This is a genomic window from Kutzneria sp. 744, assembly GCF_000568255.1.
Lineage (GTDB): Bacteria > Actinomycetota > Actinomycetes > Mycobacteriales > Pseudonocardiaceae > Kutzneria.
This window is the reverse complement of the sequence record NZ_KK037166.1, coordinates 3,426,739-3,448,420: the sequence shown is the minus strand read 5'-3', so window position 1 is coordinate 3,448,420 and position 21,682 is coordinate 3,426,739. Positions and strand designations below refer to the sequence as shown.

The 21,682-nt window shown below is 70.1% G+C and carries 24 protein-coding genes and 1 tRNA gene; 15 read left to right on the top strand and 10 right to left on the bottom strand.

The features are described from left to right. Positions 1 to 219: 219 nt before the first annotated feature. The 7 genes from KUTG_RS15345 to KUTG_RS15315 all read left to right on the top strand — a co-directional run bounded on the left by KUTG_RS15345 (position 220) and on the right by KUTG_RS15315 (position 5,878). The gene (locus tag KUTG_RS15345) at positions 220 to 957 is read left to right on the top strand and encodes a lysophospholipid acyltransferase family protein (protein WP_052394585.1); all 738 of its coding nucleotides are present in this window, start codon (positions 220 to 222) and stop codon (positions 955 to 957) included. 34 nt (positions 958 to 991) lie between these two features. Beyond that, a complete protein-coding gene (locus KUTG_RS15340; protein WP_043717547.1) occupies positions 992 to 1,495 on the top strand; it encodes a polyadenylate-specific 3'-exoribonuclease AS in 504 nt (167 codons plus the stop codon). 125 nt (positions 1,496 to 1,620) lie between these two features. After that, positions 1,621 to 2,646, top strand: a complete 1,026-nt coding sequence (locus KUTG_RS15335) for a 6-phosphofructokinase (RefSeq protein WP_043717545.1) — start codon at positions 1,621 to 1,623, stop codon at positions 2,644 to 2,646. 283 nt (positions 2,647 to 2,929) lie between these two features. Beyond that, positions 2,930 to 3,001, top strand: a tRNA-Arg gene (locus KUTG_RS15330). 189 nt (positions 3,002 to 3,190) lie between these two features. Beyond that, complete coding sequence (locus tag KUTG_RS15325; RefSeq protein ID WP_043717542.1) at positions 3,191 to 3,907, top strand: response regulator transcription factor; 717 nt, start codon at positions 3,191 to 3,193, stop codon at positions 3,905 to 3,907. Positions 3,908 to 3,909: 2 nt separating this feature from the next. Continuing rightward, positions 3,910 to 5,355: a sensor histidine kinase gene (locus tag KUTG_RS15320; protein WP_052394583.1), complete on the top strand. Its 1,446-nt coding sequence runs from the start codon at positions 3,910 to 3,912 to the stop codon at positions 5,353 to 5,355. Positions 5,356 to 5,440: 85 nt separating this feature from the next. Then, positions 5,441 to 5,878 carry a hypothetical protein gene (locus KUTG_RS15315; protein WP_043717540.1) on the top strand — a complete coding sequence of 146 codons (438 nt, stop codon included), beginning with the start codon at positions 5,441 to 5,443 and terminating at the stop codon, positions 5,876 to 5,878. Here KUTG_RS15315 and KUTG_RS15310 read toward each other — a convergent pair. After that, the gene (locus KUTG_RS15310) at positions 5,868 to 7,262 is read right to left on the bottom strand and encodes a class II 3-deoxy-7-phosphoheptulonate synthase (protein WP_043717538.1); all 1,395 of its coding nucleotides are present in this window, start codon (positions 7,260 to 7,262) and stop codon (positions 5,868 to 5,870) included. The two genes, KUTG_RS15315 and KUTG_RS15310, sit on opposite strands and share 11 nt — an antisense overlap. Before the next feature lie 93 nt (positions 7,263 to 7,355). On the opposite strand from KUTG_RS15310, the gene KUTG_RS15305 reads away from it, so the two are divergent. The 4 genes from KUTG_RS15305 to KUTG_RS15290 are packed head-to-tail and all read left to right on the top strand — an operon-like array spanning position 7,356 to position 11,738. Further along, the gene (locus KUTG_RS15305; protein WP_043729467.1) at positions 7,356 to 8,390 is read left to right on the top strand and encodes a DUF2891 domain-containing protein; all 1,035 of its coding nucleotides are present in this window, start codon (positions 7,356 to 7,358) and stop codon (positions 8,388 to 8,390) included. Positions 8,391 to 8,394: 4 nt separating this feature from the next. Further along, positions 8,395 to 9,285 carry a 1-phosphofructokinase family hexose kinase gene (locus KUTG_RS15300; RefSeq protein WP_043717536.1) on the top strand — a complete coding sequence of 297 codons (891 nt, stop codon included), beginning with the start codon at positions 8,395 to 8,397 and terminating at the stop codon, positions 9,283 to 9,285. A 21-nt stretch (positions 9,286 to 9,306) separates the two neighbouring features. Continuing rightward, positions 9,307 to 10,290, top strand: a complete 984-nt coding sequence (locus KUTG_RS15295) for a 2-hydroxyacid dehydrogenase (RefSeq protein WP_232241453.1) — start codon at positions 9,307 to 9,309, stop codon at positions 10,288 to 10,290. Then, positions 10,287 to 11,738, top strand: coding sequence for an FGGY-family carbohydrate kinase (locus KUTG_RS15290; protein ID WP_052394577.1), 1,452 nt, complete (start codon positions 10,287 to 10,289; stop codon positions 11,736 to 11,738). Before KUTG_RS15295 ends, KUTG_RS15290 begins: the two co-directional genes overlap by 4 nt. A 254-nt stretch (positions 11,739 to 11,992) precedes the next feature. Here KUTG_RS15290 and KUTG_RS15285 read toward each other — a convergent pair whose 3' ends face one another. Together KUTG_RS15285 and KUTG_RS15280 are read right to left on the bottom strand one after the other, a co-directional pair. Beyond that, positions 11,993 to 12,292 (bottom strand): hypothetical protein, encoded by a 300-nt coding sequence (locus tag KUTG_RS15285; RefSeq protein WP_043717535.1) that lies wholly within the window; start codon positions 12,290 to 12,292, stop codon positions 11,993 to 11,995. A 90-nt stretch (positions 12,293 to 12,382) separates the two neighbouring features. Next, positions 12,383 to 12,838: a carboxymuconolactone decarboxylase family protein gene (locus KUTG_RS15280; protein WP_043717534.1), complete on the bottom strand. Its 456-nt coding sequence runs from the start codon at positions 12,836 to 12,838 to the stop codon at positions 12,383 to 12,385. Between the two features lie 127 nt (positions 12,839 to 12,965). Between KUTG_RS15280 and KUTG_RS15275 the strand changes: the two genes are divergently transcribed. Then, a complete protein-coding gene (locus tag KUTG_RS15275; RefSeq protein ID WP_043717533.1) occupies positions 12,966 to 13,817 on the top strand; it encodes a sigma-70 family RNA polymerase sigma factor in 852 nt (283 codons plus the stop codon). Here the strand turns inward: KUTG_RS15275 and KUTG_RS15270 are convergent. After that, on the bottom strand, positions 13,804 to 14,262 hold the full coding sequence (locus KUTG_RS15270) for a VOC family protein (RefSeq protein WP_198047175.1): 459 nt from the start codon (positions 14,260 to 14,262) through the stop codon (positions 13,804 to 13,806). The two genes, KUTG_RS15275 and KUTG_RS15270, sit on opposite strands and share 14 nt — an antisense overlap. 88 nt (positions 14,263 to 14,350) lie before the next feature. Here KUTG_RS15270 and KUTG_RS15265 point away from each other — a divergent pair, with 88 nt between their 5' ends. After that, on the top strand, positions 14,351 to 14,896 hold the full coding sequence (locus KUTG_RS15265; protein ID WP_052394574.1) for a TetR/AcrR family transcriptional regulator: 546 nt from the start codon (positions 14,351 to 14,353) through the stop codon (positions 14,894 to 14,896). Positions 14,897 to 15,150: 254 nt separating this feature from the next. Here the strand turns inward: KUTG_RS15265 and KUTG_RS15260 are convergent, their stop codons facing one another. Continuing rightward, a complete protein-coding gene (locus KUTG_RS15260; RefSeq protein WP_043717531.1) occupies positions 15,151 to 15,552 on the bottom strand; it encodes a hypothetical protein in 402 nt (133 codons plus the stop codon). 111 nt (positions 15,553 to 15,663) lie between these two features. On the opposite strand from KUTG_RS15260, the gene KUTG_RS15255 reads away from it, so the two are divergent. After that, on the top strand, positions 15,664 to 16,989 hold the full coding sequence (locus KUTG_RS15255; protein WP_052394572.1) for a ferredoxin reductase family protein: 1,326 nt from the start codon (positions 15,664 to 15,666) through the stop codon (positions 16,987 to 16,989). Between the two features lie 19 nt (positions 16,990 to 17,008). Beyond that, entirely contained in the window at positions 17,009 to 17,458 is a 450-nt protein-coding gene (locus tag KUTG_RS15250; RefSeq protein ID WP_043717530.1) for an FMN-binding protein, read from the top strand. On the opposite strand, the gene KUTG_RS15245 is transcribed toward KUTG_RS15250, so the two are convergent. The 5 genes from KUTG_RS15245 to KUTG_RS15225 form a co-directional block, all read right to left on the bottom strand. After that, the gene (locus tag KUTG_RS15245) at positions 17,455 to 17,949 is read right to left on the bottom strand and encodes a hypothetical protein (RefSeq protein WP_043717529.1); all 495 of its coding nucleotides are present in this window, start codon (positions 17,947 to 17,949) and stop codon (positions 17,455 to 17,457) included. The two genes, KUTG_RS15250 and KUTG_RS15245, sit on opposite strands and share 4 nt — an antisense overlap. A 235-nt stretch (positions 17,950 to 18,184) precedes the next feature. Continuing rightward, on the bottom strand, positions 18,185 to 18,493 hold the full coding sequence (locus KUTG_RS53470) for an NAD(P)/FAD-dependent oxidoreductase (protein WP_052394570.1): 309 nt from the start codon (positions 18,491 to 18,493) through the stop codon (positions 18,185 to 18,187). 429 nt (positions 18,494 to 18,922) lie between these two features. Beyond that, positions 18,923 to 20,305 carry a flotillin family protein gene (locus KUTG_RS15235; protein ID WP_232240810.1) on the bottom strand — a complete coding sequence of 461 codons (1,383 nt, stop codon included), beginning with the start codon at positions 20,303 to 20,305 and terminating at the stop codon, positions 18,923 to 18,925. A 243-nt stretch (positions 20,306 to 20,548) separates the two neighbouring features. Further along, positions 20,549 to 20,761 (bottom strand): hypothetical protein, encoded by a 213-nt coding sequence (locus KUTG_RS15230; RefSeq protein ID WP_043717528.1) that lies wholly within the window; start codon positions 20,759 to 20,761, stop codon positions 20,549 to 20,551. A gap of 13 nt (positions 20,762 to 20,774) precedes the next feature. Next, positions 20,775 to 21,682: Stk1 family PASTA domain-containing Ser/Thr kinase (locus KUTG_RS15225; protein WP_198047174.1), on the bottom strand; the 908-nt coding region annotated here is incomplete at its 5' end.

Below are 21,682 nucleotides of genomic sequence, written 5' to 3'. Positions count from 1 at the left end.
CGCCGCGTCGACGTCCTCCGGTCCATCGGTGTTGCCTCGCCCAGTCACCCGGCCTCCACAAGCGTGGTCACTCCATCCTCGCACGAGTGCGCGTGAAAGGGCCGTTCCGTCGATCACTATCTGCCCGCCTGGCCGAGCGTGGCGTTGCTCGTTGTGCCGACCGGCCGCCGCTCCGTAGGCTGATCCGCTCAGGATCGGCATGAGGAGGCGCACGCCGCGGTGCTGTACTGGGTGATGAAGTACGTCCTGTTGGGGCCCGTCCTGCGCCTGTTCTTCCGGCCGAGGATCGAGGGCCTCGAGAACGTGCCCGAGACCGGCGGCGCGTTGCTGGCCAGCAATCACCTCGCCGTCTCCGACTCGTTCTTCCTGCCGCTGATGGTGCCGCGGCGGATCACGTTCCCGGCCAAGAGCGACTACTTCACGCAGAAGGGCGTCAAGGGCGCGCTCAAGCGGCTGTTCTTCACCGGCGTCGGCCAGGTGCCGATCGACCGCTCGGGCGCGGCGGCGGCGCAGGGCGCCCTCGACACGCTGGTGCGCCTGCTCAAGGAGGGCGGGCTGGTCGGCATCTACCCGGAGGGCACGCGCTCCCCGGACGGCCGCCTGTACAAGGGCAAGACCGGCATGGCCCGGGTGGCGCTGGAGGCCGGGGTGCCGATCATCCCGGTGGCCATGTTCGGCACCGACAAGGCCAATCCGATCGGCTCCAAGATGTGGTACCCGTACCCGATCCGGATCAAGATCGGCAAGCCGCTGGACTTCTCCCGCTACCACGGCATGGACGGCGACCGGTTCATCGAGCGCTCGATCACCGACGAGGTCATGTACGACCTGATGGAGCTGTCCGGCCAGGAGTACGTGGACATCTACGCGGCCAAGCTCAAGGAGGCCAAGCCGGTGACCACCCCCGCGCCGCGCCTGCCGGCCGACGCCGCTCCCGCCGACAAGGTGCCCAGCTGAGGCCCCTTCGGGCAAACCGCCTACGCTGCACGGCGTGCGGTTTTTCTACGATTGCGAGTTCATCGAGGACGGTCGCACCATCGACCTGGTGTCGATCGGTGTTGTCGACGAGGAAGGCCGCGAGTTCTACGCCGTGTCCACCGAGTTCGACCCGGACCGGGCCGGCCAGTGGGTCCGCCAGAACGTGCTGCCCAAGCTGCCTCCGCCGGCCAGCCCGGTGTGGATGAGCCGGGGCCGGCTGCGTCAGGAGCTGCTGAACTTCGTCAGTCCCAACGGCGAGAGCGCGGAGCTGTGGGCGTGGTTCGCCGCGTACGACCACGTGGCGCTGGCGCAGCTGTGGGGCGCGATGCCCGAGCTGCCCCGCGAGCTGCCTCGTTTCACCCGTGACCTGCGGCAACGCTGGGACGACCTGGGGCGGCCGAAGCTGCCGCAGCCGCCGGCGGACGCCCATGACGCGCTGGCCGACGCCCGGCACAACCTGGCCCGCTGGAAGGCCATGGAGGCCGAGCGGCTGCGCCGGGGCAACGCCGTGCGGTGACGACCGCCCTGGGAAGAATTCCGGGGGTGCCTTGCTGCACCGATACAGGGCATGACACGCTCTCGTAACACGCGGTCGCCAGTGACGCCGGCCACATCTATCCGACCTGTGAGAGAGGCAAGCAGATGCGCATCGGTGTGCTGACCGGCGGTGGTGACTGCCCGGGCCTGAACGCGGTGATCAGGGCCGTTGTCCGCAAGGGCATCGAGGCCCACGGCTGGGAGGTCATCGGCTTCCGCAACGGCTGGCGTGGCCCGATCGAAGGCCTGACCAAGCAGCTGGGTCTGGACGAGGTCGAGGAGATCCTGACCCGCGGCGGCACGATCCTGGGCTCTTCCCGCACCAACCCCTACAAGGAAGAGGGGGGTGTCGAGAAGATCCGCGCGGTGCTGGCCCAGCACAAGATCGACGCGTTGGTCGCGATCGGCGGCGAGGACACGCTGGGCGTGGCCAAGCGGCTGACCGACGACGGCATCCCGGTCGTCGGTGTGCCCAAGACCATCGACAACGACCTGGGCTCCACCGACTACACCTTCGGTTTCGACACCGCGGTGCACATCGCCACCGAGGCGCTGGACCGCCTGCGCACCACCGCGGAGTCCCACCACCGCGCGCTGGTCGTCGAGGTCATGGGCCGCCACGCCGGCTGGATCGCCCTGCACTCGGGCATCGCCGGCGGCGCCAACGTGATCCTGGTGCCCGAGCGTGAGTTCAACGTGGAGAAGGTCGTCGAGTGGACGCAGCGGCGCTTCGAGCGCCAGTACGCGCCGATCATCGTGGTGGCCGAGGGTGCGATGCCCGAGGGTGGCGCCGAGTCGCTGCACAACGGTGAGAAGGACGCCTTCGGCCACGTCCGCCTCGGCGGCATCGGCCAGTGGCTGGCCGAGGAGATCGCCGAGCGCACCGGCAAGGAGTCCCGCGCGGTCGTCCTGGGCCACGTGCAGCGCGGCGGCACCCCCACCGCCTACGACCGCGTCCTGGCCACCCGGTTCGGCCTGCACGCGGTGGACGCCATCCACGACGGCGACTTCGGCGTGATGGTCGCGCTCAAGGGCACCGACATCGTGCGGGTGAAGCTGTCCGAGGCCACCGCCGAGCTGAAGACGGTTCCGGCGGAGCGTCTGCAGGAGGCTGAGGTTTTCTTCGGTTAAGCCGGGAACTCTCATAGCGTAAATAGATTGCCCGGGTCGCGAGACCCGGGCATTCTTGTGTCCATGGCGAGCAACGGATTCTCCCGGATGCTCGGCCGATGGGAGGCCTGCGCACCGTCACGGTGACGCGGCCCTGGGTCGGTCGGGTCACGTGACGTGCATGGCAGGGCCGGCAACGGGGCCGGCCGCAGCGGTGACGGCCGCTGCCCTGGTGCTCACGCCTTCGGGCGGACAAGGCCCTGTCCCACGCGGCCCGACCGATTCCCTTCATCTCTCTCTATTCCCGCCTGTGGTCCAACGGACACGACACCGGTCTACGAAGCCGGCAATGCAGGTTCGATTCCTGCCGGGCGGACGTGTGTGCCATTTCCTCGGAAGGAGGAACGACGATGAGGATTTTCACCCCGGGCATGCTGTTCCTTCGGGGAGAGCCCACCCCCAAGCCCTGGCCGGTCAACAAGTACAGCGTCTGATTGTCCGGCATAGGCGGCCCCGGAGCCTCGACTCCGGGGCCGCTGTCGGCCACTCCTGCTTCAATGGTGGGGTGTCCACCCCACCAGCCCAGCACCGCATCCTGGTCGTCGACGACGAGCACAACATCGTCAACCTGCTGACCACGGCGCTGAAGTTCGTCGGCTTCGACGTGGTCTCGGCGACCAACGGCCGGCAGGCGCTGGAGCAGGCGGTGGCCACCAGACCGGACGTGATCGTGCTCGACGTGATGCTGCCCGACCTGGACGGCTTCGGCGTGTGCACGCGGCTGCGGGAGGCCGGCATCGACGCGCCGGTGCTGTTCCTGACCGCGCGGGACGCCAGCGAGGACAAGGTGCACGGCCTGACCCTGGGCGGCGACGACTACGTGACCAAGCCGTTCGACCTGGACGAGCTGGTGGCGCGGGTGAACGTGCTGCTCAAGCGCGGCCGCACGGAGCGGGCGCCGAGCAACCGGCTGCGGGTCGGGCACGTGGAGCTGGATCAGGACACGCACGAGGTGTGGCGGGCCGGCGAGCTGGTGCGGCTGTCGGCCACCGAGTTCCAGCTGCTGCGCTACCTGATGACCAACGCGGGCCGGGTGCTGTCCCGCGCGCAGATCCTCGACCAGGTGTGGAACTACGACTTCCAGGGCGATTCCAGCATCGTCGAGACCTACGTCTACTACCTGCGCCGCAAGCTCGACGACCAGGACAATCCGCTGATCCACACCGTGCGCGGCGTGGGCTACCTGCTGCGGGCATCCACCGTGCCCGCCGGTGGTCGGTGACCATGCTGCTGCGCTGGCTGCGCCTGCGGTCGCTGCGGTCCCGGCTGCTGGTCGGGGTGGTCGCGGTGACCGCGGCCGGCCTGCTCACGGCCGATGTCGTGGGCGTGTTCGCGCTGAGCAGCTACCTGCTCAAGCGCACCGACACCCAGGTGGCCGACGCGTTGTCGTCGACCCTGCACAAGGTCCGGCCGGACGGTTCGGTGCAGATGGGCCAGTCCAACGACGACCTGTGCGCGATCACCGTGCTGGGCGCCGACGGCAAGGTCCTGCACCAGTACGGCGCGGCCAACGGGCTGCCCATCCCGCCCCTGACCACGCTGACCTCGCTCCAGACCCAGCACTCGCCGGTCACGGTGAGCGGCGGCGACGACTTCCGGATCGTGGTCGGCGAGCTGCCCGAGGGTCGGCACCTGATGGTCTCGCAGTCGCTGCGGCTGTCCGCGGCCACGATCTACCAGCTCGTGGCCATCGAGGCCGTGGTGACGGCGCTGGCGCTGGCCCTCGCCGCCGTCTTGGCGCTGCGGGTGAGCCGCTTCGTCATGCGTCCGCTGGACCGGATGACCGACACCGCCGAGCTCATTGCCGACGGTGAGATGTCGCACCGTGTGCAGGTGGACGGCTCGCCGACCGAGGTGGCCCGGCTGGGCAACTCCCTGAACCAGATGCTGGGCCGCCTTGAGCACTCGTTCACGTCACGGCAGGCCGCCGAGGACGGGCTGCGGCAGTTCGTCGCCGACGCCAGCCACGAGCTGCGCACGCCGCTGACCTCGATCACCGGCTACGCCCAGCTGGTCCGGCACGGCGCGCTGAACGACCCGGAGGCGCTGGCCGACGCGATGCGGCGGGTGGAGGACGAGGCCAAGCGCATGGCCGCCCTGGTCGACGAGCTGCTGCTGCTGGCCCGGCTGGACCAGGGCCGGCCGCTGGAGTCCAGCCCGGTCGACCTGGTGGCGCTGGCCGAGACCGCCGTCGGCGACGCGCGGGCGGCCGACTGCGCCCGGACCGTGCGGCTGGTCGCCGACGACGGCGACCACGTCGTGCTGGGCGATCGGGCCCGCCTGCACCAGCTGCTGGCCAACCTGCTGGCCAACGTGCGGGCGCACACCCCGCCCGGCACGCCGGCCGAGGTGCGGATCAGCCGTGACGGCGAGCACGAGGTGATCGACGTCGTGGACGAGGGCCCGGGCATCTCGGCCGAACAGCGGGACAAGGTGTTCGAGCGGTTCTTCCGCGGCGACGCCTCGCGCAGCCGGGCCGTCGGGGCGCTGGCCGACGGCAGCGGACTGGGCCTGAGCATCGTCGCCGCGATCGCCGCCGCGCACGGCGGTCACGCCGGCGTGAAGCCGAACGAACACGGCGCGTGGTTGCGGGTCACGCTCCCGGCCACGGTGGCCGGCACTGCCGCTGATCGGGCCCTGACCAGGCAGGAAGTTCCCAGCGTCCTCTAAGCCGCCTTCAACATCTTTCCGAGTCTGATGGGTTTCCCTTGTGGGTAGCGTGACTCGCGCCAGCCGCCGCAGGGGGAGCACCGCCATGTCCACCGAGTTGTCCACCAGCACGCCCGGACGGGTTCGCCCGCTCCGGTTGCTGGCGGCGCTCGCGCTCTCGCTGGCGGTGATCACGGCCAGCAACGCGGGACTGTCGGTGATCGGCACCGCGATCTTCTCGGCCCCCGACGACTTCTGCGCGTTCCTGCCGCAGAACTCCGTGCCGATGACGCTGGAGTGGGTGGCGCTCGCGACCATCGGGTGGGGGCTGCTGGCCCACTACACCGTGCGCGCCAAATGGTGGTTCTACCAGGGCACCCGCGTGTTCGTGCTGGTGTCGTGGCTGGCCAGCCTGCTCGCGCTGGCGACGTGGCGGTCCGTGCTGGGCGTGGTGACCCTGGACCTCATGGTGGTGATCGGCGCGACCGTGACCTATCTGGCCCTGACCAGGATCGCGCCGACCACCTGCCGGGTCACTGCCTGAGCATCTCGGCGACGAGGAAGGCCAGCTCAAGGGACTGCTGGGTGTTCAGCCGCGGGTCGCAGGCGGTCTCGTAGCGGCCGGCGAGGTCGTCGTCGGAGATCTCCTGGGCGCCGCCGAGGCACTCCGTGACGTCTTCGCCGGTCAGCTCGATATGGATGCCGCCGGGGTGGGTGCCGAGCTGGCGGTGCACCTCGAAGAAGCCCTGCACCTCGTCGACGATGCGGTCGAAGTGGCGGGTCTTGTAGCCGGTGGTCGACTCGTGGGTGTTGCCGTGCATGGGGTCGCACTGCCAGACCACGAGGTGTCCGGAGGCGGTGACCTTCTCCACGATGGCCGGCAGCACGTCGCGGACCTTGTGGTTGCCCATGCGGGAGATCAGCGTGAGCCGGCCGGGCACGTTGTGCGGGTCGAGCCGCTCGACGTACTCGACGGCCATCTCCGGCGTGGTGGTGGGGCCGATCTTCAACCCGATGGGGTTGGCGATCAGCTCCGCGAACGCGACGTGGGCGCCGTCGAGCTGACGGGTGCGCTCGCCGACCCACAGGAAGTGCGAGGACAGGTCGTAGAGCTTGGTGTGCTCGCCGCTGTGGTCCAGATCCAGGCGCAGCATGGCGCGCTCGTAGTCCATGAGCAGCGCTTCGTGGCTGGCGAAGATCTCGACGGTGTGCAGGGAGCTGTCCTGGACGCCGCAGGCGGCCATGAAGCGCAGGCCGCGGTCGATCTCGCCGGCCAGGGCCTCGTAGCGCTCGCCGGCGCGGGAGGTGCGGACGAAGTCCTTGTTCCAGTCGTGGACCTTGGTCAGGTCGGCCATGCCGGTGGCGGTCGAGGCGCGCAGCAGGTTCATGGCGGCGCTGGCGTTGGCGTAGGCGCGGATCATGCGGGAGGGGTCCGGGACGCGGGCCTCGGGGGTGGCGATCAGCGAGTTGACGATGTCGCCGCGGTAGACCGGCAGGCCCAGCGAGTCCAGGGCCTGGGAGCGGGGCTTGGCGTACTGGCCGGCGATACGCGCGACCTTGACCACGGGCAGGCTCGCGCCGTACGTGAGCACGACGGCCATCTGCAGCAGGGTGCGGACGTTGGCGCGGATGTGCGGCTCGGTGTTGCTGGCGAAGGTCTCGGCGCAGTCGCCGCCCTGGAGCAGGAAGGCCTCCCCGCGGGCGACCTCGGCCAGGCGGCTGCGCAGCAGGTCGACCTCGGCGGGCACGGTGATGGGCGGCACGCTCTCGAGCACGGTGCGGGCCATCTTGGTTTGTTCGGGGTTGGGCCACTCGGGCTGCTGGGCGGCCGGCCGGGCCAGCGCGTCGTCCAGCTTCCGGCGCAGCTTGGGGGGCAGCGGGGGCAGCTCGGGCAGCGTGTCCACCGGGACGTCCACGGTCCAGTTCACGGACCCCAGGGTAAGGGGTGACCTTCGATGATCGGTCGGGATCCGCCGTTCTCGGTGGGGTCGGTCACGGCCGTCGTCGGGAAGGATGTGGCGATGACCTCCGCACCCGTGTCGGACCTGAGCGCCCACGACGCGCTCGCCCTGCTCCGGACCGCCGTCGACAACGTGCGGCGGGACCATCCGGTGCACTGGACGCATGTGATCTCCGGCGACGAGGAGCTCGTGCCCCAGCGGGTGCGGCATCCCGCCTTCGCCGGCTCGTTCGACTGGCACTCGTGCGTGCACCAGACCTGGCTCATCGTCCGGTTACGGCGCGTGCTGCCGTCGCTGCCGATCGACGGCGGGGCGGTGCTCGACGAGCTGCTGACCCCGGCGAACTGCCAGGTCGAGGCCGACTTCTTCGCCTCCGACGCCGGTCGGCACTGGGAGCGTCCCTACGGCTGGGCCTGGCTGCTGACCCTCGACGCGGAGCTTCGCCAGGCCGACTTCCGGTGGGCCGCCGCCCTGCGTCCGCTGGCCGAAGTGCTGCGGAGTCACTGGATCGAGTGGATCTCCAACACCCGACTACCCCTGCGCGTCGGCACCCACCAGAACACCGCCTACGCCGCCGCCATGGTCCTGGACGCCGCTCGCGCCGTCGGTGACGAGGAGCTGGCCGCCAGCTGCGTGTCCGCCGCTCGGCGCTGGTACGGCGGCGACGTCGCTTATGGCGCGTATGAGCCCGATGCGTACGACTTCCTGTCGCCCGCGCTGGTCGAGGCCGACCTCATGCGCCGGGTTCTGCCGCCTTCCGAGTTCGAGGCGTGGTTCTCGGCCTTCCTGCCCGACCTGGACTCCCCTCGCTGGGCGTCGCTGCGGGAGCCGATCGTCGTCGACGACCCCACCGACCCGTACCAGTCGCACCTGGCCGGCTTGGCCTTGAGCCGCTCGTGGTGTTGGCGAGATCTGGCCCCGGCGCTGCCCGCCCGGTACACCGCGCTTGCCCTGGCGTCATCTTCGCTGCATCGCACGGCCGGCTGGAGCTACGTCTTCGGCAACGGCTACGGCGCCGACCACTGGCTCGGCACCTTCGCCGCCTATCTGGACCTCGGCGCGCTGGACGCCGGGCCTGTGCGGGCACAAGGGTGACCTTGTGATCGTCACCCTCACGCCCAACCCGGCCATCGACCGGACCCTCGCGGTCCCGGCGCTTGTACGCGGCGAGGTGCTGCGCGCGGCGGCGCCGGTGGTGGAGGCGAGCGGGAAGGGCGTGAACGTCGCGAAGGCGCTCCTGGTGAACGGTCACGCCGCCAAGGCGGTCTTGCCGGCGGACGACCAGCTCTTGGAGCTGCTGCGGGCGGCCGGCGTGCCGTGCGACGTGGCGCGGATCGGCGGCGCGGTGCGCACCAACGTCAGCCTGCTGGAGCCGGACGGCACCGTGACCAAGGTGAACGAGCCCGGGCCGGCACTGTCCTCGGAGGACCGGCGGCGGCTGTTGTCGATGACCCTGGCCGCGGGCGGCTCCGTGATCGCCGCGAGCGGCAGTCTGCCGCCGGGCCTGCCCGCCGACTTCTACGCCGAGCTGGTCGAGCGGTCGGACGGGCCGGTCGCCGTCGACACCTCGGGCCTGGCGTTGAAGGCCGTCATCGGCGCTCGGCCCTGGCTGATCAAGCCCAACCTGGACGAGCTGGCGGAGTTGGTGGGCCAGCGGCCGCAAACGCTTGCCGACGTGGTCTCAGCGGCTCGGGCCCTCCGGTCCAAGGGCCCGCAGGCGGTGTTGGTCAGCCTCGGTGGCGACGGCGCCGTCCTGGTCGACGGCACCGGGGCTCGTCATGGCGAGGCCGTTGTCGATCGCCCACGCAACACCGTCGGCGCCGGCGACGCCCTGTTGGCCGGCTTCCTGGCCGGCGGCCTGACCGAGGCCCTGGCCTACGCCGCCGCGGCCGTTCGCCATGTCGGCACCCATGCCCCGGCCGTGACGCCGGCGGACCGGGCCGCGGTACGCGTCCACCAGAACATCGACGGCGGCCGGCGAGTGGAGTGAAGGAGGACTTCGTTGCGCACAGTGGTGGTAGGTGACCACTTCATTCCTGCCGAGCACTACGTCACGGCGCTGCGACAGGTGTGCGGCCCCGACTTCGGGCCGATCACGGCGGTCGCGTGGACCGGCGACAAGGCAGCGCAGCACGCGGCCCAGCAGCGGATGGAGTGGGAGGGCCCGGCCGCCGTACCGGCGCCGACGGAGATCATCGAGGCGGTGGGGGACGCGGAGGTGCTGGCCGTGCACTACGCCCCGGTGTCGAAGGCGGTCCTGGACGCGGCGCCTCACCTGAAGGCCGTTGTGGTTGCCCGTGCTGGCCTGGAAAACGTGGACCAAGAGGCGGCTCGCGAGCGGGGCATCGAGGTGTTCGGCGTGGCCGGACGCAACGCCAGCGCCGTCGCGGAGCTGACCATCGGTCTGATGCTGTCCGAGGCCAGGGACATCGCCCGGGCCGACGCGTCGATCAAGGCCGGTGGCTGGCGCAAGGAATTCCCTTCGCCCGGAAGGGAAATCGGCTCGTCGACCGTCGGCCTCGTCGGCTTCGGCTACGTGGGCCGGCAGCTGGCGGGCAAGCTCCGGGGCTTCGGGCCACGGCTGCTCGTGCACGATCCCTTCGTCTACGACGAGGAACTGGCGGAGTTCGGGGCTTCTCGCGTCGAGCTGCCGGAGCTCTTCGCCGAGTCGGACTTCCTCAGCCTCCAGGCCCGCGTCACGCCCGAGAACGAGCGGTTCATCGGCGCCGAGCTGCTCGGGCTGATGAAACCCACCGCGTACTTCGTCAACGTGGGCCGCAGCCGATTGGTCAACTACGACGACCTGTACCAGGTGCTGGCCGACGGCCGCATCGCCGGCGCGGCGCTCGATGTGTACGACGACGAGCCGTTGCCGGTAGATTCGCCGTGGCGCAAGCTCGACAACGTCACCCTGACTCCGCACTACGCCGGCGACACCCTCGACGCCACCCGCACCTCGGTGCGGCTTGTCGCCGAACGGATCGCTTCGCTGTGACCGGCCTCCTCCTCGGCGTCGACGCCGGCCAGACCGCGACCAAGGCCGTCCTGTTCGACCTCGCCGGCCGTCCGGTCGCTTCGGGCTCGACCCGTTGTCCCACAGTGAATCCGCGTCCGCACTGGGTGGAGCGGGACATGGACGACGTGTGGGCGGCCGCCGCCGACGCGATCCGACAGTGCACTGTGGACGCTCCCGGTCCGATCCTGGCCGTCGGCATCGTCGGCCACAACGACGGCCTCTACCTCGTCGACGCCGCCGGACGTCCGGTGCGGGCCGGCATCACCGCCATGGATTCCCGTGCTTCTTTCGAGGTTGACGGTTGGCGCCCGTTGTTCGACGAGCTGTTGGCGTTGACCGGCTTGGTGCCGTTCGCGGGATCTCCCGCCGCCCTGTCCGCACACTTGTTGCGGCACGAGCCGACTGTGATGGAATCGGCCCGTTGGCTTTTGTTCTGCAAGGACTGGCTCCGGCTCCGCTTGACCGGTGAGATCGCCACCGACCGCACCGAGGCCTGCGCTTCGTTCTGCGACGTGCAGACCGGCGAGTACAGCGACCGTGCCCTGGAGTTGTTGGGTCTCAGCGCTTTGCGTGACAAGCTACCCCCGATCCGCGGCTGTTCCGACATTGCCGGCACTGTCACTTCGGACGCCGCCGAGCGCACCGGCCTCGCCGTCGGCACCCCCGTTGTCGTCGGCGCCCACGACGTCGACGGCGCCGCCATCGGCGACGGCGTCCTCCACGCCGGTCAGCTTTCCCTGATGGCCGGCACTTTCAGCATCAACCAGGTCATCTCCGACTCCGTGGCCGTCGATCCCCGTTGGCAGGCACGAGGATTCCTGACGCCCGGCCACTGGCTCAACATGTCCACCTCACCCGCGTCCGCCACCAACCTCGACTGGCTCCTGCGCACCGTCACCGGCCCCATCCCGCACGACCAGATCGACGCCGAAATCCTTGCCGTGTCCGGTGATCCTTCGGACGTCGTCTTCCATCCCTTCCTCTACGGCTCCCCTCACGGCCCCGCCGCCTCGGCCTCCTTCCTCGGCATGCGCGGTTGGCATTCCCGCGGCCACCTGCTTCGCGCCCTGTACGAGGGCGTCGTCTGCAACCACCGCACCCACGTCGAGGCCCTCCGCTCCGCTTTCCCCACCGCCCCGTCCGCCCGCCTCTCCGGCGGCGGCTCCCGCAGCTCCGTCTGGCCCCAGCTCTTCGCCGACGCCCTCGACGTGGACATCGAGATCACCGACACCACCGAGTCCGGCGCCCTCGGCGCCGCCCTCCTCGCCGGCCTCGGCATCGCCGCCTGGCCCGACCTCCCCACCGCCCTCGCCGCCACCGTCCGCGTCGCCCGGCGGTTCACTCCCGTTGACCCCCAACGCTTCGACGACCTCTACGCCCGCTACCTGTCCACGGTGCAGTCCCTCACCGAGGCGCACCGGCCCTAGGAGCCCCCGATTCCCCTCGCAGTGGGGGTCGTTGGGTCTGGGCTGTCGCAGGTTCTGCTTGTCGGGGATCAGGTGCCTTGAGCGGTCGCCGGTTCCCGTTTGTGGGGGATCACTGGCCTTGGGCGGTCGCCGATTCCCTCTCGTCAACGGTCATCGGCGCCGGGCAGCCTCTGCTCTTCGCCGGCGGAGGATCGCCGGCGCTCGCTACTCCCGACCGAAGATCCCCGCGGGTCCCTGCCAAACCGAAGTCTTGCTCAGCTCTGTTGCAAGAGCCGGGCGGTGAGATCGTCCAGGCAGGCAACGAGTTCCTGCGCGTTCGCCAGGTCGTGGTGGACCCGGTCGATGACGTCGGTCGTCACATCCGCGACGGCGAGTTCGGCCTCGCCGGTGTCCCACACGATGAGCTCGCCGAGCAGGGTGCCTCTCTGACAGTCGACCTGAGCGGCGGACTTCTCGCGCACGGGGCCGAAGGTGAACTGCCAGCGGATTCCAGATTGTTCCCACCGCGGCCCGCATGCGCGCACGGCCGCGGCGAACTGGGCGAGTTCGATCACGCCGGTGATGCTATGCGGCGCCGACGGCTGCCAGCACTCGATAAACGCCGGTGGGGGGCGCTCCGGAGCGCCCCCCACCGGTCGCAGCACTCAGCCCCAGCGCACGCCGGCTTCCACGCGGAAGGTGGTGTTGATGCGGTTGAAGAAGTTGGTCAGGGAGACCATGAGCACCAGGGAGGCGAGCTGGGCCTCGGTGTAGTGCTTGGCGGCGTCGGCCCAGATGTCGTCGGTGACGGCGCGGGGGTGGTCGGCGAGGCGGGTCATGGCCTCGGTGAGGGCGAGGGCGGCCCGCTCGGCGTCGTCGAAGCGGGGGTCCTCGTACCAGGCGGCGAGGGTGAACAGCTTCTCGACGGGGACGCCGGCCCGGGTGGCGTTGCCGGCGCCGACGTCGGTGCAGGCGCTGCACCCGTTGATCTGGCTGGCCCGCAGGTGCACGAGTTCAAGCACCTGCTGGGGCACGCCGCCGCGGTGGACGGCCTTGAACAGCTCCTGGATACCGGCGGTGATGTCGGGCTGGCTGGACGAGTCGTGAAGACGAGACGGCACGGTGTTCCTCCCGGAATGGACGTTGTCGGCACCACGACGTGGGGGAACGGCGATAGGTAACGTGTTACCTCTCGGGGGCGCGGTGCGTCGTGGTGGGGACGGGACGGCCGGGCGCGAGGGGAAGAGTGTGACCGAGGACGAGCTGGCGGGGGCGTTCGAGAGCCACCGGGCGTATCTGCACGCGATGGCGAACCGGGTGCTGGGGTCGCATGCGGACGCGGACGACGCGGTGCAGGAGGCGTGGCTGAGGCTGGCCCGCGCGGGCGGCGAGGGAATCGACGAACTGCGGGGCTGGCTGACGACGGTGACGGGCCGGATCTGCCTGGACGTCCTGCGGCGCCGGGGAAGCCGTCCCGAACAGCCGCTGGAGCCGGAGCTGTGGACGATGCCGGGCGACTTCGACCCGGAGACCGAGGCGGTGCTGGCGGACTCGGTGGGCCTCGCCCTGTTCGTGGTGATGGACGCGCTGACGCCGGCCGAGCGGGTGTCGTTCGTGCTGCACGACGTGTTCGAGATGCCCTTCGACGCGATCGCGGCGATCCTCGGCCGGAGCACGGCGGCGACGAAGATGCTGGCCAGCCGGGCCAGGGGCCGGATCCGGCTCGGCGCGCCGACGGCGGACAGCCACGCGGCGGCTCGCGGCGTGATCGACGCTTTCCTTGCGGCATCGGGGAAAGGTGACGTCGCCGGACTCCTCGCCGTCCTCGCGCCGGAGGTCGAGCTGCACGCCGGCCCGGCGGTTTTCCGCGGGGCGCAGAACGTGGCCAACCGGGCCAGCGTCGGCGCCGTCCCGAACGCACAGGGTCACCCGGCCCTGGTCGACGGCATTCCGGGCGTCCTGATCACCACGGACGGCCGCCCATTCGTGCTGATGGCGTTCACTGTCGAGGATGGCCGCATCGAGAAGATCCGCCTCATGACCGCTCCGGAACGGCTGGCGCAGCTGGTGCCGTCCTGGTTCGGCGTCACGGAAGCGTGAGCCATGGGGAGTCGAAGTCGGCCCGGGTGGGATCGAGGCGCAGCTCGGGTGACGGCAAGGTGTGCAGGCGGATGGCCACGCCGTCCGGGTCGGGCACGACGACGAGGTGGCCGATCATGCTGCGCAGCACGGGGGAGTGCCGCACGTCGAGGCGGTCGAGGTGCTCGACCCAGGCGGTGAGCTCGGAAAGTCCTGTCACGGCAAGGGTGATCGGGTCGTAGTCCCGTACGGCCCGTGCCGTCGTTGGGGAGTGCCGCAGCTCGATCAACGTGTCGACGCCAGGTAGGCGCAGCATCCGGGCGGACAGCACGCCGGCCGGCGTGTGATGGTCGGCTTCGGGGAACACGGTGGCGAGCAGAACCCGTTGGTACCACTCGACACTGGCCGCGAGGTCGCCGACGGGCAGCTTGAGGTGGTGCAGTCCGGCGAACGTCACGGAACGCATGCTCATCCTCCTAAGCGGGAACGTACGTTCCTTTTTACGCCCGGCGAGCGGGCCAACGCAAGGAAGCGTTCCCGTTTAGGCTGGGCCGGTGCCCCGGATCAGCGAGGAGCGCCGAGAGCAGCGGCGACGCCACATCCTCACCAGCGCCTGGCGCTGCTTCGCCCGCGACGGCTTCCACGCCACGTCCATGGACGACGTGATCGCGGCCAGCGGCCTGTCCGCGAGCGGCGTCTACCGGTACTTCCGGAGCAAGGACGAGCTGATCGACGCGGCCGGCCGGGAGTCGATGCGGCTGTTCCGCGAGCTGTTCGACCGGCTGCTCGGGCAGCGGCCGCCGCCGACCAGGACCCAGCTGCTCGCCGAGGTCGTGGCCATGATCGAGGAGCCGCCGGACGACCTGTCGCGCATCGCCGTGCAGGCCTGGGCCGAGGCGCTGCGCCGGCCGTCGCTGGCCGAGCATGCCCGGGACTTCCACGCGGAGCTGCGGGCCGACCTCACCACGCTGGCCGGTCGCTGGGACGTCGAGGATCCCGAGGCGGTCGCGACGCTGCTGGCGACGTTGCTGCCGGGGCTGCTGATCGCGCACCACGTGCTGGGCGGCATCCCGACTGAAGCGTTGTTCAAGGCGTTCTGAGCACCCCCGATATACAGCCAAGCACGAGGGGCTGACAGTTCTGTCGGCCTTAACGGGGGCCTCAGCAAAGGGTTGGCCTCAGTACGGGGTCGGTCCGAGTGCGGGGCCGGCAGGCCAGCTTAGTCTGGGGTCGACGGTGGGCTTGGGCGGCCTTGACCTGGGCGTCGGTGGGGGATGGCGGCAGGCTGAGAGCACCGACGGTGCCGTACGGAATGGTGGTGCGGGGCGGCGACGCCGGGGACGATCGGGGCGTGCTACGGGCAGTCGACGACCGAGGGGCCGTTGACCACCGCGTAGTAGGTCAGGTCGAAGCCGTAGCAGACGGTGCGGTCGATCTCCCGGCCGCCGCAGCCGAAGATCGTGGGCTTGTCGCAGTCGGTGTAGCGGAGCTGGATGACCAGGTGCACCTGCGGCGCCTTGAGGTCCTTCTGGTGGAGGTCGGTGGCCTCCATGACCTGCGCGCCGGCGTGGTTGAGAGCCAGCACGGCATGGGCGTAGCCCATGGCGTCGGCCTGGCGCGGATAGGAGATGGCGTCGGCGATGGCCCGGGCCTGACGGTCGGTCTGGTCGGTGCCGGCGCCCCGAGGCCACATCAGCCACGCGATCGACCCGGCGACCGCCGCCACGATCGCCAACTTCACGATGAGCCCCCGCATGTCGCCGACGGTAGCGGGGGCGCGACCGCCGGCGCATGAGTAGTTCCACGCACAGCTGACCGACAGCTTCCCCGGATAGAGCTCTGACCTGGCGCGGCGAGACTCGCATCCGTGACAGCGATTTCGACCGCCGCCCGCGCCCGTGGACTGACGACGGCCCAATGGCTGCTGGCCCTGCTGGGCCTGAACGCGTTGTGGGTCACCGACATCCTCGTGATGGACGGCGGCCTGGACGACAACCTGCTGACCGTGCTCGGCCGTGCGACCGGCCTGTACGGCGCGCTTCTGCTGGTGTTCCAACTGTTCTTGATCGCCCGCGTGCCCTGGCTGGAACGCGGCCTCGGCATGGACCAGATGACACGGTGGCACCGGTGGACCGGCTTCTGGGTGCTGTGGCTGCTGCTGGCCCACGTCGTGTTCATCACCCTGGGCTACGCGGCGAGCGACGGCAGCCCGGTGCTGAACGAGTTGGGCACGCTGGTGTTCGACACCGACGACGTGCTCAAGGCGACGGTGGCGATGATCCTGCTCGTCGGGGTCGCCGTGACCTCGGCGCGGGCGGCGCGTCGCCGGATGCGGTACGAGACGTGGCATTTCGTGCACCTGTACGCCTACCTGGCGGTGATTCTCGGCTTCCTGCACCAGGTCACCATCGGCCGTGACTTCATCGGCTCACCCATCGCGACGGCCTACTGGTGGACGCTCTACGGCCTTGCCCTGGCGGCGATCCTGGTGGCCAGGGTGCTGCTTCCGTTGTGGCGCAACGCTCGTCACCAGCTTCGGGTCCAGCGGGTGGTCGCCGAGTCGCCGACCGTCGTGTCGGTGCACATCACCGGCCGGCGTCTGGGCGAGCTGCCGGTCCGGGCCGGGCAGTTCTTCCTGTGGCGCTTCCTGACCAAGGATCGTTGGTGGGAGGCACATCCGTACTCGCTGTCCGCGATGCCCGACGGTCGTTCCTTACGTATCACCGTGAAGGCCCTCGGCGACGGCAGCTCCTGGCTGCGCACGATTCGGCCCGGCACAAGGGTTTTCGCCGAGGGGCCGTACGGCTCGTTCACGTCGAGCCGGCGCGGTCGCCGGGGCGCCCTGTTGATCGGCGGCGGCGTCGGCATCACGCCCATCCGCGCTCTCCTGGAGGAGCTGCGCGGGGATGTCGTTGCCGTGTACCGGGCCAACCAGTGGGAGGACACGGTTCTCGCCACGGAACTCCGTCACCTGGCCCAGCGCGCTGGCGCCCAGCTGCACATGGTCGTCGGCCCCGTCGACGACGCGCTGCTCAGCCCCGCCCACCTGGCCTCGCTCGTTCCCGACGTCCGGGAGCGGGACGTCTTCGTGTGCGGCCCGCCCGGCATGACCGACGCCGTCCTGTCCACCTTGCGGGCCCTGGACGTGCCCGCCGCTCAGTGCCACGCCGAGCGCTTCGCGTTCGCCGCCTGACCCGAAGGGATTCCCCGCCATGCGCCGCGCCGTCATAGCCCTGGTGCTCACCGCCGCCGGCCTCGTGCCGCTGCTCCGTTACCACCCGAGCACCGCCACCGTTCCTGGTGCCGCTAGCACTTCTAGCGGTGGCAGCACACCCAGCACTGCTAGCAGCGGCAGTTCCCCAACCACCGGCTCGGCTCCATCGGGGTCCGCCACCCGCACCGTCACGGGCTCCGAGGTCGACACCGAGTTCGGCCCCTACCGCGTGCAGGTGACCTTCAGCGGCAGCACCATCACCGACGTCCAGATGGTCGAGACCCCTTCGGACCGCCGGAGCCAGCGCATCGCCGAATCCGCCGCCCCCACCCTCCGTCAGGAGGCCCTCACGTCCCAGAGCGCCCGCATCGACACCGTCTCCGGCGCCACCGCGACCAGCGAGGCCTATGCCCAGTCCCTTCAGGCGGCCATCGACGCCCGCAGCTAGTAGGCCAGCACCGACTGCTCCGCCGCCGTGAAAGGCGGCTCCGCCAGCGGCGGATCGACCGGCCCGAGCAGCGTCGCCAACACGGCGCGGGGCGAGAACACCCGGCTGGTCGGGGAGGAAAGCGTGTAGACGTCCAGTTGCAACGCGAACAGGTCCTGCCGCCCACGGGCGACCCGGGCCATGCGGTCGCCGTAGGCGTACAGCAGTCGGGACTTGAGGTCGGGGGTGCGGCCCTCCAGGCGCTGCTGGCTCCGGAGGTCCTGACCGACGGCGAGCTGCCAGGCGTCGAGACCACCCGCGGTGACGGAGGCCTGGATGATGCGGGCGACGCCGGCGGCGTCACCGTGCCGGCGGAGACCGTTCCGAACGGACAGTGCGTTGCGGGCGGCGACGGACATGCCGTGCCCGTAAACGGGATTGAAGGCGCTGGCGGCGTCGCCGACCACGACAAAACCCTCGGGCCAAGGCTGAACCAGGTCGTACGAGATCATTACAGTGGGTCCTTGTCATATAGCACTTCTCGCCCACTAATGGACCTAATCCTCCATTGGGTCAACTATCCGAAAAATGGTATGCCGACGCCGTATCCTAAACATACCTGGCGCTCATGTTCATCGTAAGGAAAGCAGGGTACACAGATATAACTACACAGCCGTTGGGCAGTAGAACAGACATTGGCGTGTCCTCAACTGTAGTATCAGCAGGCCTGGGCCAAAGTAGCTTTTGCTATAATGAGGTCAACCACATTGCGCTCCTCCTAACGCCGACCCCGAAGCGCTCTCGGGCACGGGCCGGCAGGCCCAGGTCGGTGAGCCAACCGGGTGTCGCGGTGGAACGACCGGTGGCATCGACGACGAAGTCGGCGGTCAGCTCCCGAGTCTGCCGAGACTCGCGGTCCCGGACGGCGGCGCCGGTGACGCGGTCGGCGCCGCCGGTGAGTCCGACGACGTCGGTGCCCTCGACGAGCTCGATACGGCCGGACGAGAAAGCCCGCTGCCGCACGGTGAAGTCCAGCAGAGGCCGAGAGGCGGACACGAAGGTCTGGTTGCTGGGATAGCGCCGGTTCCACGTGCCCCAGCACGTACGAGACGAAGCGGCGAGGCACGTCGATGCGCTGCCCGCCGGCGGCCTCCAGCGCATCGATCGTGCCGGGCAGCAGGTCGTCGATGGCCCGGGCGCCGCTGGACATCAGGTTGTGCACGTGCCGGCCCTGCGGCACCCCCTTGCGCGGCTCGGGACCCGACGGCATCCGGTCCCGTTCCCGATGACCACGCTGTCGCAGTGCGAGGCGAGGGCGGCGGCGGCCAGCGTGCCGGCCAGACCGCCGCCCAGTACCAGTCCCTTCACACAGCCGACGTTACGGCTACTTCTCCGACTTCGGCAGCGACAGCCCGAAGTCGTCGTCCACCGATCCGTTGGTTGCCGCCTTTTCGGACACCGGCTTGGCCAGCTGCATGGAGTCCATCAGCTGACGGGCCATGCCGAAGCCCGCCCCGCCCAGCGACAGGGCCTTGGTGAACAGCTCGGTGACGCCCTCGGCGCCGTTGAGCACCACCATGTTGTCGACGTTGGAGAACGCCTGCGCGCCGGCGGCCACGATGGCCGGCCAGTTCTCGGCGAGCTCCTGCGCCACAACGGCTTCCTGGTTCTCGGCCAGCGCGGCCGCGCGGGCCTTGATCGCCTCGGCCTCGGCGAGGCCCTTGGCCTTCGCGGCCTCCGCCTCGGCCAGACCCTGCGCCCGAGCCGATGCGGCCTGCGCCTCACCGTTGGCCTTGGTCGCGGACGCCTCGGCCTCACACGGGCCTTGGTCGCCTCGGCCTGGGCCAGCGCCGCCGCCTTGACGCTGGTCGCGTCGGCCACGGCGCGCAGTTCGGTCTCCTTGGCGTGCGCCTGGGCCTTGGCGATCTGCGCGTCGCGGTCGGCGTCGGCCAGGGTCCTGGTCTCGTACGCCTTGGCGTCGGCCGGCTTGCGGACCTGCGACTGCAGCCGCTGCTCGGACAGGTCGGCCTCCAGCTGGGCCGCCCTGGTCTCCTGCACGACGACCTCCTGGCGGGCGGTCGCCTCGGCCAGTGGGCCGGCCTGCTTGGTGCGGGCCGACACCTGGTCGATCTCGGCCTGGTACGAGGACTGCTTGATCTGGCTGTCGCGCCAGGCCGAGGCCTTGTTGGCCGCGGCGACCTGCTCGGCCTCGGTGGCCTCCTGATCCCGCTGCGCCTCGGCGATGCGGGCCTGCGCGGCGACGGCGGCGGCGTGCGGCTTGCCCAGGTTGGCGATGTAGCCGGACGCGTCGTCGATCTCCTGGATCTGCAGCGAGTCCACGACCAGACCCAGCTTGCTCATCTCGTTGGCCGACGAGCTGCGCACCTCGGCGGTGAGCCGCTCGCGGTCGCGGATGAGCTCCTCGACGGTCAGCGCGCCGATGATGGAGCGCAGGTGGCCGGCGAAGACGCTGTGGATGCGGGTGTCCATGGCGTTCTGCTGGTCGAGGAAGCGGCGGGCGGCGTTGGCGATGGACACGAAGTCGTCGCCCACCTTGTAGATCACGGCGCCCTGCACCCGGACCGGAATGCCCTGCTTGGTCACGCAGGACACCACGATCTCGGCCGACCGCGTGTCCAGCGACAGCCGGCGCGCGGTCTGGAAGCCGGGCAGCACCAGGGTGCCCTTGCCGGTGACGATCTTGAACCCGAGGCTGTCCTCGCCGACCTGGATCTTCTTGGCGCCGAGACCGGAGATGATCATCGCCTCATTGGGCTCGGCCACCCGCCAGAGCACCCGCAGGATGATGAACAGCACGATGACGGCGACGACAGCCGCGCCGATGATGGCCAATATGTTCGCGTTCATCTCTCTGAAACGCCCCCTCTGCTCGCGGGGCGTGTCAGTGCGCCCCACGACCTTGTCGTGGTTGCCGACCAGACTTCCCGGCGCACCTTGGAGGCCTCACGCTATTCCTCGGTTCCCTCCGCGTATATGTCACTTGACACACACTTAGGGATCGATCCGGAGAAGGCGGTTCTTGTTGCACCCCAACGGCAATAGCGCGGCGCACCCTTCACCCGAAAGGGGGGCACCGTTTCAGTGGGACGGTCAGGGGGCGAGCAGCGGGCGCCAGCGTTCGACGTAGACGGTGCGGGGCGGGTCGAAGTCGACCACCAGCACCTGAACGCCCGGCTCGATCGTCTCCTGCGGCTCGATCGGGTGCGCGTAGAACGCCTCGGCCCCGCCCCGGACGGCGATCATCACCTCGCCGACCAACCCGGGGCCGATCCGCCCCGTGACGCGTCCCCGAGTCCCGATCATCAGCCGAGTCTAGTCACGGGAACACCTGCACGGTGATCTTCGTCCCGGTCTTGACCCGGGTGCCGGGCGGCGGATCCTGGGCGAAGACCTTGCCGTTCTTGCCGCCGAAGAAGCCCTGCACGTCGATGTCCAGATTGAGGGCCTTGAGCGTGTTGCGGGCATCGTCGGCGCTCATGCCCTTCAGGTCCGGCACGACCACGGCGTTGGAGACGATCACCGTCACCTGGTTGTTGCCGCCGCCGGCGATCTGGGTGCCGGCCGGCGGGTTGGTGCGGATCACCTTGCCGGGATCGACGGTGTCGCTGGACTCGCCGGGCCCGTCCACCGGCTCGAAGCCGGCCTGTTGCAGCGTCTGGAAGGCCTGGTCGTGCGTCTGGCCGACGACCGAGGGCACCTTCTTCGGGGCCGGGCCCTTGCTGAGCACGACGACGACCCCGGAGCCGACGTTGACCTGGGTGCCGGCGTCGGGCACCAGCTTGAGCACCTTGCCGGCCGGGATGTTGTCGCTGAAGTCGTCCTTGCCGGCGTCCCGCAGCGACTGCAGGCCCTCGTCGCCCAGCAGCTTGTTGGCCACGGCCTGGTCGGCGCCCGGCGGCACGGTCGGCACCACCGGCTTGCCCTGCGACACGCTCAGCTCGACCGTGGAGCCGCGGCGGACCTGCTGCTGCTCGCCGGGGGCCACGTCGGCCACGGTGCCCTTGGGCACGTCGTTGCTGTGCACGTTCTTCTCGGTGAACTGGAGATGGGCGTCCTGGAGCTTCTGCTCAGCGGCGGCCGCCGGCAGGCCCTTCACCGTCGGCACCTGCGCCCACTGGCCCGAGCCCAGCCACCACGCCGTGGTGGCGATGGCCGCGGCCAGCACGATGATGATCGCCATCCAGATGTAGAAGGCGCGGCGGCTCTTCGTGCGCTGCTGCTGGT